At 57.1% G+C, this 13,301-nt stretch carries 9 protein-coding genes; 7 read left to right on the top strand and 2 right to left on the bottom strand.

Annotation, left to right across the window (positions count from 1 at the left end; genetic code table 11):
- Positions 1–7 precede the first annotated feature (7 nt).
- A complete protein-coding gene (locus ACP7AZ_RS08430; RefSeq protein ID WP_426037959.1) occupies positions 8–5,869 on the bottom strand; it encodes a hypothetical protein in 5,862 nt (1,953 codons plus the stop codon).
- A 473-nt stretch (positions 5,870–6,342) separates the two neighbouring features.
- Here ACP7AZ_RS08430 and ACP7AZ_RS08425 point away from each other — a divergent pair, with 473 nt between their 5' ends.
- The 7 genes from ACP7AZ_RS08425 to ACP7AZ_RS08395 all read left to right on the top strand — a co-directional run bounded on the left by ACP7AZ_RS08425 (position 6,343) and on the right by ACP7AZ_RS08395 (position 12,682).
- Complete coding sequence (locus ACP7AZ_RS08425; protein ID WP_426037957.1) at positions 6,343–7,020, top strand: hypothetical protein; 678 nt, start codon at positions 6,343–6,345, stop codon at positions 7,018–7,020.
- 116 nt (positions 7,021–7,136) lie between these two features.
- Positions 7,137–7,652, top strand: coding sequence for a hypothetical protein (locus tag ACP7AZ_RS08420; protein WP_426037955.1), 516 nt, complete (start codon positions 7,137–7,139; stop codon positions 7,650–7,652).
- Between the two features lie 81 nt (positions 7,653–7,733).
- Positions 7,734–8,012, top strand: coding sequence for a ribbon-helix-helix protein, CopG family (locus ACP7AZ_RS08415; RefSeq protein WP_426037953.1), 279 nt, complete (start codon positions 7,734–7,736; stop codon positions 8,010–8,012).
- Positions 8,013–8,383: 371 nt separating this feature from the next.
- Entirely contained in the window at positions 8,384–9,451 is a 1,068-nt protein-coding gene (locus ACP7AZ_RS08410; RefSeq protein WP_426037951.1) for a hypothetical protein, read from the top strand.
- An 11-nt stretch (positions 9,452–9,462) separates the two neighbouring features.
- Positions 9,463–10,521: a hypothetical protein gene (locus ACP7AZ_RS08405; protein ID WP_426037949.1), complete on the top strand. Its 1,059-nt coding sequence runs from the start codon at positions 9,463–9,465 to the stop codon at positions 10,519–10,521.
- A 35-nt stretch (positions 10,522–10,556) separates the two neighbouring features.
- A complete protein-coding gene (locus tag ACP7AZ_RS08400) occupies positions 10,557–11,759 on the top strand; it encodes a hypothetical protein (protein ID WP_426037947.1) in 1,203 nt (400 codons plus the stop codon).
- A 95-nt stretch (positions 11,760–11,854) separates the two neighbouring features.
- Positions 11,855–12,682 (top strand): hypothetical protein, encoded by an 828-nt coding sequence (locus ACP7AZ_RS08395; RefSeq protein ID WP_426037945.1) that lies wholly within the window; start codon positions 11,855–11,857, stop codon positions 12,680–12,682.
- Positions 12,683–12,738: 56 nt separating this feature from the next.
- Here ACP7AZ_RS08395 and ACP7AZ_RS08390 read toward each other — a convergent pair whose 3' ends face one another.
- Positions 12,739–13,275 carry a hypothetical protein gene (locus ACP7AZ_RS08390; protein ID WP_426037943.1) on the bottom strand — a complete coding sequence of 179 codons (537 nt, stop codon included), beginning with the start codon at positions 13,273–13,275 and terminating at the stop codon, positions 12,739–12,741.
- Positions 13,276–13,301: the final 26 nt, after the last annotated feature.

Below are 13,301 nucleotides of genomic sequence, written 5' to 3'. Positions count from 1 at the left end.
ACGCACCCTAGCCCTGCCGCCGCGCCATGGCGGCCTGCACCAGCGGGTTGAGCCGACGCTCGGCCTCGTAGCTCTGCTGGCTGGCGTGACGTTCGACAAGACCCAGCCGCTCGACCTGGCGCATCGCCGCCTGCGGATCGTCGATCCCGACATCCCGCATCAGGTCGTCCGATACTTCGGCATCGTAGCCCACTTCGGCGATCACCGTAAGGACGCTTCGCAGCGCATCGTCATCCAATCCGAGCAGCCCGAATATGTCCTCCGATTGATGAAGTTCGTCCGTGCGCGCCCTCAGCGTTTCGATCATTTCGGCGACTGTCCGACCTTTCGGCTGCTGCAGAAAGCGAGGGAAGCCGCCCGTCAGTCGGCGGATTTCCTTTATCTGCGCTTCGTCCGGCTGCACGGGGAACGATCCGCTCCAATGCCGTTTGACGAACTGGCCGAGAGAATTTTCCCCGAGCGGAGACAACGAAATGATGTCATCGCGATCGACCGCGGTGTTCAGTTCCCGCCAATCCACTTCGTAGGGAACCAGCAGGACACGCATCCCGTAGCGGCCGTCCTTTTGCGCCTGGCGCACCCTGGCGTTGCGAGCCGCCAAGGTGATTGTTTCCGCCCCCAGCCAGGGTCCGGCCAGCACCAGCAGGCCGCGTTCCTTTTGATCGATGCTCGACGCTGCGGTCTCGATGGCCTGTTCGAACTGCCGCAAGTTCTGGTAGCTGCGCCTGACGATCTTGACCTTGGTATCGTCGTTGATATCCAACAAGGATGTCGCGATCTCATCCATACCCAGCGCCCTTGACGACGCCAGGACGTGCACGGCGCTAGCGGGCTTGGAGTTCGACAGAAGCATGGTCTCCTGCCGTGCGGTCAGCGGCGACGGGGTGGTTCCGCAAAGGCGGCGAAGCGTGCCGGTGTCGAGGCGGCTGGGGGCTTCGGTATCCGACAACTCCACGAGCTTGCGTTCGATCTGTTCGCGACCACCCAGCATGTCGGCGATCCGCGCGGAGCGGATCACGAAGCGGCCATCGGCCTGCTCGATGAGAACGCCGAGGCCGATCATCTCCTGCAACAGGCCTTGGAACGCGTCGAGCGACTGATCCTCGACAAACCCCTGCGGCCACCATTCCAGAGCCAGGCGCTGCAACTCGGCATCCTTCAGGCCGATGGGCAATGCCCCTTGGTCGCGCCGCGCCAGGCTATCGACCAGCATGACGAAGGTGATCAGGCGGTAACGTTCATCCAGGTTCAGAGTGTTTTCGAACTTAAGTTGGATGTTCTTTCGGAACGCGCTGTCCTGGAAAGTCTCCTCAAGATCCCGGTCCGTAATGACGATAGGCAGCAGCGAGCGGCCGGCCGGTCCCGGCCGTCGGCCGATGGACTTGTTCATTCGCTCGATCAGGCCCTTGCAAAGGGCCTGCAGCAGAGACGGATAGTAGCCGACTTGGCTCAGCATCCGCCCGGCCAACGAAGGCGATTCGAAGACGAAACCAGCGGTCGCCAAGGGTCCCTCGGCCATGGCTCGCGCTTCCGGCAAATCCCCGCCCATCAGTGGACCGACGCGGACGGGCGCGCCAAAATGCAGCAACGGTGAGTTGGGCATGCGGGCCAGCCGCTGCACGTCGTGGAGGCCGGCGAACACGAACTTGCAATAGCGATCCGTCGCCTGCATCAGATCTCGGATCTTGGCTAGGGTGCTATACTGGTTGATTAATTCTTGATGAAGAAACTCGTCCGCCTCATCGACGAGAACCAGCAAACGCCTTCGGCCATCGGTGCCGAGCCAAGCGCGGATGCTCGCTTCGACTTCCGCCTGTGTCCTTGCATCGCGGTTAGCGAAGCCAGCCTCTCCCTTCAGCTTGCCGCCGAGCCAGCGCCAGATGTTGAGTCCATTGGCGCCAGGCAGTTCCGCCTGGAGATCGCCGTAGATGACCAGCTGGGCGGGCGGCTTATTATGGCGCAGCTGGATCTGTTTGAGCAGCGCTGTCTTTCCGAGCTGCCGGCCCCCGTATACCAGGCACGACCCGTTGCGATCCCACAGATCGTCCAACTCGTTCTTGCGACCGTAGAACATTTCCTGAGACGTGCGGGCAGCGGTATCCGCGTAAGGCTGCACCAGGCCCATGGGCAGGGCGAGGTCGAAGATGTGACCGCGGCGCCGATCCTTCTGTGCCGCCAGGAACACCACCATGGCTTCGTCGATCAGCCCGCACGAGGCGGACCCGCCCCGCCGACGCACTTCGCTCATGAAAAAGTTGCGGCTCTTGAACGGCAGATGCCCGGTGACGACAATCAGTGTCGGTGTGGTTGTGGAGCCGGTAAGCTGATCGAGCCAGCTGGTCAGTTCCTCTCCCGTCTTTACCGCTGACGGCTCGGCCAGGATGATCATGTACCGGCCGTTCGCCTCGCTGCCGAAAGCGGGAACCCGGCAGATGTCTCGGTCGGCGATCTTGTCCGTCTGCAAGGTCATGCGTCGCGGGGCGCCGTGAGCCTTGCCGAGCGCCCCGTTGTCTTTCACTTCCGCCGATGTGAAGCCCAGGGCCTGCATCAGTTTCGTCAAGGCCGTCTCGCGCCGCGCTTGCGGATTCCGCAGATCGCGCCATGCGGTAAGCAGCTCGCGCGCGCGCTCCGCCTCATCGGCATCCAGAAGCGAGAAGTCAGCCGCAGGTGTTCGACGCCGGGCTTCCGCCGCCCTGATGAGGTCCGCTATGCCACGATCGCTGCTCGGGATGCGTTCGTAGTCCTCCGTCAGACAGTGACCGGCAAAGGCCTCAAGCGCGCTACCCCGTTTGATTGTCCAATCCACGCCGTCGTTCGCAGCATCGATATGTTCGACCAAGGTGGCAAGGTCATGATGCTCGGCCATTTCCTCCAGTTCAGCGGTGTTCTGGCCCCTTGCTTTCAGGTCATCGATGCTTTGGCGGAGCGGAACGAGCAAGATTTCGAAACCATTGCGAACGTCGGACTCGATCTCCTTGAGTTGAACATCGAGAGCGGCGAAGTCGAGCTGAGTGTCCACCGCGACCGTTTCCGCACGCAAGACGGTCAGCAGGCCGTCGAGGCGCGCCGACAAGCTCACGTCGATCCTGGCCGATTGGTCGGCTCCCAGGAGGTCGTCGATCTTTCCGCGCAGCTTCTCCGCACGGTCGCTCGCCTTCGTCATCCAGGAGTCAGCGGACGCCTTGAGCGCCTGTTCCAGCGGCGCGAGAGGCACATCGTTTGCGGTCAGACGTTCGAGTATCTGTCGCGCGGCGCCGAAGCGGCCGGCCACGACGGCCGTTTCGAAAGCGGTCTCGAAGTCGGCCGGCTCCGCAGCAATGGATGAACCCTGTCGCACGATCGTTTCGACTTGATCAGCGCCGAGCGTCTCCGAACCTCGACGCAGGATCGGGGGATCGAACAGGAGCAGATCATCGTTGAGGATCATCTCTAGCGTCAGCGGCGATTCGGCCGCGGTCTGTGACACGTTGAGGAGTTCGGTCACGACATCCACCGCGGCCTGCACCGGCGCACGAAGGTAGGGGTGGCTGTCTGACAACGATTCCAGATCGTTCTGCGCGGCTTGAAGATGACGGCGCAATTCGTGCAGTTTTTCCAGGATGTGCTCGCCCTGGGTGCTTTCGCACGCCGCGTGCGCCTCAACCCAATGCCCAAGGTGTTGAGCTGTCTGGCGAAGCCAATCGGCAAGGCGAAGGCGGACCCCGGCCTCGAGCGGTCGATCCTTGCGCGTTCGGTGAGCGACGTCGAGCAGATCGACCCTTTGCTCGGCGGTGTCCTCGTAAATCCACGCCTCGGCCGCCTTCGCCAGCGCCGTCGCGTTGTCCGCCTTCTTTTCGACGGCCGCGATCGCCTCGGCGACAGGACCCTGGCGGAAGACATCCGTCCAGATGACGATGGCGCGATGGAACTTCAGCCTGCGGCTGGGTGCCGTCGCGGCGAAGTCGAGCAGCGCCTGACGCGCCGCTTCTTCACTCACACGGCGATCACCGTCCGCGGTGGCCGGCGCAAAATCAGCCGGCGTGAGGTTCAGCCCGCGGCCTCGGATCTCCAAGGTCACGAACTGGCAGAGTTCGTGGAGACCGGCTCCATAATCGCCGAGATTGGCGCGGCCCAGGATCTCGACGCCCGACGAGTCGGGTGCGAACAGCGCCGGTCTGATAGCCCCGGCGAAAACCGTCAGTCGGGTCGACGGTGTGGAACTGGCGTCCATCGCAAGGAGGACCTCCTCCTGCAGCGTCTTGTAGCGGCTCGCGGCCGGGATCAGCCGCGCGGAACCGGCCGCGGCGCCGACGGCCAGCGCCTCCAGGACCTTCGGCGGCACCAGGCCGGGTCCACCGCCCAGTTCCTCCGCCGCCGCCGCGAGATGGAAGGCGAGTCCGTAGCGCTTGGCTATCAGCGCCTGTTCGATCGCCGCCTCGACAGGCGTGTCGAGCGGCACCACGGCAAGCTCTGGAGGCAATACCAGCAGGGGCGGCGGCGTTACCTCAGCAATCTGCGCGTCGCCCTGTGTTGGAGCGACATCCCGGCTTTCCGCTGCGATGGCTTCGACGACCCTATCGTGCACTTCGGGTTCAATCGCATCCGCCAGGGTTGCGAGGTCCTGGTCCGCCACGGTCTGCGCCGATTGACTTAGCGCCTTGGTATCCGACGCGGTCTGCGGTTCGCCGTCCGCCACGTCGGGTCCGGTATCCACCGCCAGGGCGGGTTCACAGCTTGCCGTCGAGACGCGCACGTCCTCATGGTCTCTTGGCCGATCCTCTGTCAGCAGATTGTACAGGTGGTTGTCCGCAAAGGTGGTCAGTGTCTCTGCCACCTTACGGCGATGGCTTCGCGCCGCGTTGTAAGCGGCATCCGCGGTGTCCGAGTCCTCGCGCTCTTGCCGAGCCTTAGCGTCCTCCTCGGCATCCGCCGCGAGCAACGTTTCCTCTCTAAGATACTGCGCCTCAGTGACCGCCGCCTCCACCTTGCAGATCCGCGCGACGTCGTCGATCCTGATCGCCAGACCAAGGGCTTCAACGAACTGGTCGATGGTCAGGCTGGCGACCCTCAAGGGCGGCTCGACGGCGCGCAAGGTGTCTGCGAGAGCCGCCAAGGCCGCGTCGCGACGAGATCCTAGTGAGGCAGCGCCCGCTTCGGCCCATTCCCGACTTAGAACCCTTAGTCGTTCACCTGCGGCTTCAAGCGCATGCGATAAATCATCGCCGATGGTAGCCTCAATCAGCCGCCGGCTTAGATCGGCGATTTCCTCTTGCCAGGACAGCTCCAGCAAGGTGGCGGCGGTCTCTTCCTCGCTTGAGGCGTGATCCGCCGACATCTGGGCTTCATCGTATGAACCGCGCGACCAGCCTAGGTTCGCCCAATAGTCCCCAAGCCGTGTGACGAGTTCGCTGTGAGCTTTGACGATCTCGTAGACGGTGGCGGCGTCTTTACGCTCGCTCTTCGACGCCCCAATCTCACACTGGGACCACGCCATCCAGCTAGCGATGTCCCACGCTTCCTGGCGGATCATCGCCGACAGCAGCGCTGCGGGAGATCTCGACCGGAACCTGGTGTCGCTAGGCAGATGGCGCCAGCCAGCGTCAATGAGGGCCCTCAGAAGGCCTCTCTTTTTCGAGTCGAACCCGGCCACCCGATCCTCGAAAATGGCAAGGCCACCAGGCAAACACAGCAGGTCGCAGATTGAGGAGTATAAGTCGCCGTCGGACGGCGTCCAGCCGGGCACAGGCTGCGACTGAACCTGCTGGCGAAAAAGTCTCTGTAGGCTCGGAGCCCAATCAAGCTTTTCCGCGAGACTCGCGCCGGTGATAAAGGATGGTAAGCGAGCGTTCCACGCGACGCGCTGGGTATCTGCGATTGTCACTGAGTTCATTTAAAGTCCCCGCGTTCTCAGCCTATGCGCAATCCAACGACGCGGAAAGTGTTAGGCCAGCGATTGGGCCAATCAGCGCGGCTTTCCGGTGCAGCCTAGCCGCGCGCCCGACTGGGGGCGGCGATAGTGAGGCGCGGGTTGGTACTAGGAGCCAACATTTTGAATACCGCCATTCTGCCAGAAGCCGACGGGGGTTACTGTCTCAGCCAAATCTGGGACCGCTAACCAAACCCGGCAAAAGACTTATGAACCGTCTTATGAACCAGCTTCCTGGAGCAGATTTAAGCTAGCAATTTCATATACTTCTGAAGCAAAGTGGCGCACCCGACAGGATTCGAACCTGTGACCCCTGCCTTCGGAGGGCGCAACTCGATCCTGTTATCTCTTGTATTTCAATACGTTAGATGGCATAAATCTGTTGTGTATAGGTTTTGTAGATTGTTTCTGCTTCCTCAATCTGGCTACCTAAGCCCATGAAGCAGCCCCAGATCAAGTCAGACAAGCAGTTCGTGCGGCTTTGGTATGAGTTCTATCGACTCTGCCTCAGAGAGCGGGACCTGCGGCATTCGTTGGATGCCAACCTGTCGGCTTATGCGGACTGGGGTGATGGATCTGAACCGTTCGATCAGTGGTGGAGGACACATAAGGATCTGTTTGAACTAGCTGGGGTGCAGAGCGTCTCCACCGGATCAGCTTCTCCGGGGTTCCTGCTGCTAAAAGTCCCGGTCACAGCCCCACTGACCCGATCCGTGTCTGAAGTTCGATCTCTGATCAAGGAAGCCCAGGACAAAGAGATGGTCGCATTGGGCTTGGACCCTTTGCACACCAAATCGTCAGCAGTGCGCCTCAATCGAGTAGAGCTGGCAGGCAAGGAGTTACGTGGCAAAAACATCTACGACGCTCTCATTGTGGTCAGTCACTGGCTGGACTTGAGCCGTCCTGCGATCAACCCCGCATTCGCAACATCGCTTCATCAGATGCTCGGCAAGCGAAAACGCAGCACGTGGTTGCCCCACGGGATCGAGCCAAGTTACGAGGAGGGAGGCTTGATGTCATTTGATCAGGATCAGATTCGCAAGATCAGAAGATTCAAAGACCGTGGCTGGAAGGCAGCACAGAACGTAAGCGAAGGTCTTCCCCCACACTACTGATACAAGTTCCAACATCCTGACAGCATACGAAATTTCACGCTGAGCTGATGAGGACTCAAGTGATTTTTCTCATCTGTCCGTGCTTCGAAAAGGATTGAATTGTATAAATAAGATATATGCAATTCGATATTAGAAACACTTTCCATAAGCGTGAGATCCAAACGCAAGCCAAAGAGTGGCTAGCGGCATCGTATTGGCAGCGCCCCTTTGCGGTCACGCTAACGCTGAAACAGCGACTTCCGGACACTGGTCATCGGATCGACACCATCAGTGCAAGCCAGAACGTCCGCCATTTCGCCAACCTTCTAAGCCGACGATGCTTCGGAACCGCCTACAAGCGCCATGGACGTCGGATCCAGATGTTTTCCGTCCTTGAGAGTGGAGTCAAGAAGAGGCTGCACGTCCACGCAATGGTCGACTGTCCGAGGGCAGACCTTGAATTGGCATTTCCCGAGGTCATTCGAGCGGCTTGGGGTGAGACCCGCTGGGGCTATCGACAGGGCGACGTTCAACCATGCAACGACGGGTGGCTGAGCTACCAGCTCAAGCTGAGGGACAAGCCCGAATTCGACATCGCACTCGACTGGCAGAACTGCCAGCTCAACGAGCACGGCACCAGCGACCGGGTATAGACCCTCGCAACACGGTGCTTACCGAGGCTGCCCCGTTCAGCCTTGATCAATAGCTGTAACCAAATTCCAGAGGAGCACCCCATGGAGCCACACAGACAAATAAACCTACGGCTACAAGCCAAGACCAGCGAACGGCTGAAAGCCGCCTGTCGTCAGACAGGCACATCTGTCAGCGCTGCCCTGCGCTCCCTCATTGATTCCTACATTGCGAAGGCAGCTGATGACCTGGCAGTCGATAACGAGCGTCTAGCGGTGCTCGATCAACGGACGATCTGGACAAGCCAGGGCAATGGCGGCGGGATCCCCGTCACCATGTCCGCATCCCCATTCTTCGGGTACGTCGATGCTCACGAAGATTGATCCCCCTCGCACCAAGCGGGAGCTGATCACCGCACTGGAGAAGTCCCAGCCCAAGCGGATCGAGGTTTTTGAGGGAGTAGGCTCCGCTCGGCTGCCAAGCCGGCAGGACCTTCAGAAGCCCAACACAACGATTATCGTTCTACGATTCTAGCGACACCCGTTTACCGATCCAAACGCTAGCGTTAGGGTTGCCCCTGGCAGGGTTAATCGAAAAGACGTAGCGCAGTTTTTAGGTTGACGGCGGTCCGCTTCTGAATCTCTTGAGAGACCTCTGGTTAATTGCTTCGTACAGTTTGACATTCTCTGGCTATCGGCACGTCACCTAACACGCCGTATGATTTCAAAGCGCTCGTAGATAGATGGGAGACGTAATGAGTAGCGAGACTATAGTGGTCTATATTATACTTTTGCTGTTTTTTTTCGGCATGGGAATGGGCGCCAGCGTTCTTATAAACGACATCTCAATGTGGTTTTCACAAATGCGTGGAAAGGCTGACAGTCCTAAAATATCACGCTCTCTCGGTTATCACTCTGCTAGAGGCTCAATCTTTGGCATCGTAACGATTATTGCCTTCACCATATTATTTCCCCCGTTTCGTCAACTCTTTACTGGGAGCAATAACGCTACGAGCGAGCTCGTTGTTGATGATGGATATAATCAATCGATAAATACCGCTTCGTCTACGATCTCACCATCTTTTGCAGGAGGTGCCATACTCCTCGTTGTAACGATCGTCATTTGCATAATATTGTGGATAGCTATCGTCTTAACGGTATCGGTTTTGGCACGGCGGAATGGTTCAACGGAACCTACACCGTCTATAGATAATGGCGATGTGAATATTGGCGCTTTCTTCGGAATAATGGTGTTTGCCGTTATACTATTTTTTCATAGGGGCGACCTCCGAACCTTTTTGTCAGGCATTTCGAATGACAATCCAGTGTTAAACATCATCCCAGAGATTTTATCTCGGGGTAAGCAAGTGGGCGGCTCTGACCAGAATGAATTTTCGGCGCAGAGCGGCTCCATAGACCCTGCCTTTGGTGCAGCAGAAAGCCAAAACAGATCTAATTCTGACGCCGAAATTAGAAGTATCGATCCCGCATTTAGCGGCACTTCTATACAGGGGGGGCGAGAGCTTTCAACAGGGTCCTCCGTCGAGGCTCGCTTAGACGTTACTGGTTTGACAGAATCTTATGACGGATTCTTCACGACAACGATTTATGTTGAAATAACCAACAACGGCGCTTCACGGCAGCGTAATCCTATATTGCGCTGCTGGCAACTCGGTCAGAATGGGACCACAATCAAACAAAACGACGAAACAATATATCAAGATGTGAGCCCTAGCGAGACAATCTCATCCAGTTTCAATATTCTTCGTGATGACCAAACAGCAGACATACAGTGCCAAGTGGTAGACGCAGCCGGCTTTTGAAAAGAAATAAAATGCTTAATATCGTAGAACGTTCACTCATGGCAATGCTCTCCATAACATTGGTCAGTTGCTCTGGTGATATCGAAAAGAACCCGACCGCAGCGGCTTTGCTAGAAGTGACCAAATCTGGTTCCGTTTTGAAGTTCGTCGGGTTATCCAGAGAGGTTATGATCTTAGAAGAGTGTTCCTTTGTCAAAGAAAACGACTTCATACAAGAGACATGCCGTAGTGGTCAGGTAGTTTTTATAAGTGAAAACGATGCTCTCGATATCCAAGGCAGTACGGTATCGAAGTATAGTAATGCCGGAGACACTCTTCGTTCATGCAAAGGCGGAAACGAATACATTTCACAATTGCGACAAAGCCTTAACGCTTCAAATATGGAACGGAACGGTTCATCTATAAGCTCAATAGAAAAACAAGCGGCAGCCTCAAGAGTAGTTGAGGCAATATTGCAGCTCTACAATATTACGCCTGGGAGCGACGTTTGTGTTGAAATTACTACGACTGCTGATTCACAGTTTATGCGTACAACGTCGTTTGATGGCGTTACTGCGGATGGGGACAGGCAGAAGTTTGCTCCAACTGGTTTGAACGAAGCTGTATTGTGGGGTCCGAACGTTCAGATGATTGCCGACACTTTAGCAGCCGTACGAAATCCTGTTAATCAGGACGCAGTGAGCCCGATTGATGCAAAGCAGCCGGTAGCGACCGATGAAACGGGGGTCCGACCGAATGCTGCTCCATCACCCCCAAGAGGCAGCCTCTCAACTCGTGATATGCAACTGATCGGCGTGCCGCCCAACGACTCGGATGACCCCACTAAACCAGATCTTCTGCGTCCCGCTGGCTGGACCTGCGACGGCGTCAGGGTTTCATTTGCCCCCGACACCCCTTGGGGCAAAATCAAGGTCCAGATTGCGGGACAAGAGGACCTCTGGTCCATGAGCGTAGGGACACAAGGGACTGTGTCCATATTCGAACCCTCAAACCAAAGATTCGCTGGAGCGCAGTTCCTCTACGAAGCCGATACCCTCGCATTCAACGAGCGTCCCTGTGAGCCAGCCTAATGAGTGTCGATCCATCTAGCGGCAAACCAAACCAAATGATTGACCCGTTCCAAGATCCCCCAGGTCGCTCCGGGATTAGCCCGGTCATCCTGGGTGGCGTCGCTGTGGCGGCGATTGCTGTGGCAGCTGGTGCTTGGTTCGTGATGAAGTCGCCGTCAGACGAAGGTCCAACATCAACGGTCGCAATCGTCGGTGAGAACATCAACTGCCGTGCTGCGCCAAACGGGAGTGCTGCCGTCGTCCGCCAGTGGAGCGGATACGCAGAGTTCGAGTCCCAAAAAGCAGAGGGTGATTGGGTCCAGATTGGAACTGGTGACCAAGCGTGCTGGGCAAACGCTACCTATGTCGTGCTCAATGCCGACCAGAAGGCTGGGGAGGGGGAACAGCCAAGGCTCGTGGAGTACCTTAGAGGTCCCTCAGCCGGTGCTCCCTCAGCCGCTACAGATTTGGCTCCAGTCGACACTTGGATTGAATGGGGTCCTGAGAACCAAGAAAATGTTTATCGGTTTGACAATATCACGGTCACCATGCGCTCTCTCCCCAACGAGGGGGAGATTGAGTTCACAGTCACAACGGTGGACGGGAAGTCAAAAGTTCTGACCGACCTGGCTCCAATCGGGACTCAAATTGCGTTTGTCCGCATGGATGAGCGAAGCAGCGAGCACCAGCTTCTCATATCGAGCCATCAGGGGGGCAATAATCAGATTGCATCCTTTTACCTTGTCGATCCGAGCGGTCCTTCAATTGCGGTGGTCGACTTAAGTTCGTTCGCCACGACGGGCGCCTCCCTACCGACTGATATCGATGGCGACGCTCGGAAAGAATTTGTCACTCCAGACCCCGAGTTTGCCTACGCATTTGCTCCGGGCAACTGCTGTGGTCCGATGGTCATCGGCTCCCTCCAGCGTGGTGGAGTTCAGGACGTGTCGGGCGAAACTCGGTTTATGCGATATTATGGACGGAACCTTGCCCAGTTAAGGCAGCGCTGTGAGGAGCGCTCCAACGCCGCCTGCGCAGGCTATGTTGCGACTGCGGTTAGGGCTGACGACGACCAAAACGGAGCTTGGGACTTAATGCTCCGATCGTATGACCCGACCTCCGATTATGGGCTGACTGGCTGCCTTGTGCCGACCGATAGTCAATGCCCGTCGGGTTCTGAGGTGGTCTACAGTGGCTTCCCCGAAGCCCTGGAGGTGTTTTTGCAGAACCACGGCTATGGGCTCACAAGCTATGATTAGTATGTGCCACTGGCGGGCTCTGCATTCGAAGGGTCAGCGTTTGTCGAACAAGCCGAAGCCCTCGCATTCAATGACCGTCCCTGTGAGCCAGTCGAATGAGTGACGATCCATCTAGCGGCAAACCAAACCAAATGATTGACCCGTTCCAAGATCCCCCAGGTCGCTCCGGGATTAGCCCGGTCATCCTGGGTGGCGTCGCTGTGGCGGCGATTGCTTTGGCGGCTGGCGCTTGGTTCGTGATGAGGTCCCCGTCTGACGGTGATCCAACATCAACGGTCGCAATCGTCGGTGAGAACATCAACTGCCGTGCTGAGCCAAACGGGAATGCCAACGTCATTCGCCAGGTGAGCGGATACGCAGAGTTCGAGTCCAAAAAGGCAGAGGGTGATTGGGTCCAGATTGGAACTGGTGACCAAGCGTGCTGGGCAAACGCAACCTATGTCGTGCTCAATGCCGACTTAAAGGCTGGCGAGGGAGAACAGCCACGGCTCGTCGAGTATCTGAAAGGGCAAGGCAACGTAGCCGCTGCCAGATTTAATAATGTAGGTCTCACCACATTATCAGATACAAACGTTATCGCACCACAACCTTTTATTCCGACGGTTACGTCAATAGTTGGCATTTGGAGCTATTCAGCACTTGAGTGTTCTGGGTCTGGAGTGGGTTGGTTTTTCCACGACAATGGTGAGGTGGCTAACTTCGATTTGGAGATCGAAAGCATCGCTAGATACACATATGATGGATCAAATTTGCTGGTGAGATGGGACGCTTGGAAAGGCAGTGAAGTCGTTCTGGACCATCCAGGAGGGCAGCTATTTGGTGCTGTCGAATGGCAAAGCCGTGATCGAATAACGATAACCTGGCAGCCATATGGGGATCAAAACCGGGGTTCGGAGACTTTAATCCGCTGCCCCACACCGTAGGATTTCATCAAAGACGGAGGGAAGCTGAAGAGCCTCCCTCTCTCACCCTGATCGTTTCACCCACGTTCGGCGAAGCTGGCTATCACTGGTTCTGACGTCAAGTCGACTGGGTCGGGTCCGTCCAACCACGGCTCCACATCATCGTCGGCATCCAGATCTGCTTTTATTTCAGTCCATACCGTCCAAGGCATCAAAAACTGGATCGACGCACCCTCGTCTGCGCCGAACCGCTCCATCATCTCAGCCCCTACGCTTGGCACCATTACGATAAGGTGCAGCGCCAAGACCGGTGCTGGTTTAGTCCCCGGGTTGCACGCCAAAACCTCTTCTCGGAAGACGTGGACGATCACACGCTTCCCGTCGCAATGACCAGATATAAACCAGCTATTTTGGCAGGCTCTCAGCTCATACAGACTGCTGTTTGGCAGATTGAGATGAATAATTTTGCCTCCCTTCATACGGTGATGCTGCCTGATGACGAAATCGGTTCCTAGAAAAAGAGCCTGACCTGACCAAGTTGTCGAACGGACTGCGATTCCTCTTAAACTAAATACCTCTTGCAATTCATTTTGTAGATTTTCATTCATAGACATGCGATCTCCCCTTTGTTGTCGCATTA

Origin of the sequence: Brevundimonas sp. DC300-4 (assembly GCF_049897365.1) — a bacterium.
In the GTDB taxonomy this organism is placed as follows: domain Bacteria; phylum Pseudomonadota; class Alphaproteobacteria; order Caulobacterales; family Caulobacteraceae; genus Brevundimonas.
Note: the sequence above shows the minus strand (reverse complement) of the source record. Positions and strands in the feature narration are given on the sequence as shown.

What these genes read in the sequence shown, in the direction of transcription:
- ACP7AZ_RS08430 (WP_426037959.1), bottom strand. Translation starts at nt 5,869, where the DNA reads ATGAACTCAGTGACAATCGCAGATACCCAGCGCGTCGCGTGGAACGCT.
- ACP7AZ_RS08425 (WP_426037957.1), top strand. Translation starts at nt 6,343, where the DNA reads ATGAAGCAGCCCCAGATCAAGTCAGACAAGCAGTTCGTGCGGCTTTGG.
- ACP7AZ_RS08420 (WP_426037955.1), top strand. Translation starts at nt 7,137, where the DNA reads ATGCAATTCGATATTAGAAACACTTTCCATAAGCGTGAGATCCAAACG.
- ACP7AZ_RS08415 (WP_426037953.1), top strand. Translation starts at nt 7,734, where the DNA reads ATGGAGCCACACAGACAAATAAACCTACGGCTACAAGCCAAGACCAGC.
- ACP7AZ_RS08410 (WP_426037951.1), top strand. Translation starts at nt 8,384, where the DNA reads ATGAGTAGCGAGACTATAGTGGTCTATATTATACTTTTGCTGTTTTTT.
- ACP7AZ_RS08405 (WP_426037949.1), top strand. Translation starts at nt 9,463, where the DNA reads ATGCTTAATATCGTAGAACGTTCACTCATGGCAATGCTCTCCATAACA.
- ACP7AZ_RS08400 (WP_426037947.1), top strand. Translation starts at nt 10,557, where the DNA reads ATGATTGACCCGTTCCAAGATCCCCCAGGTCGCTCCGGGATTAGCCCG.
- ACP7AZ_RS08395 (WP_426037945.1), top strand. Translation starts at nt 11,855, where the DNA reads ATGAGTGACGATCCATCTAGCGGCAAACCAAACCAAATGATTGACCCG.
- ACP7AZ_RS08390 (WP_426037943.1), bottom strand. Translation starts at nt 13,275, where the DNA reads ATGTCTATGAATGAAAATCTACAAAATGAATTGCAAGAGGTATTTAGT.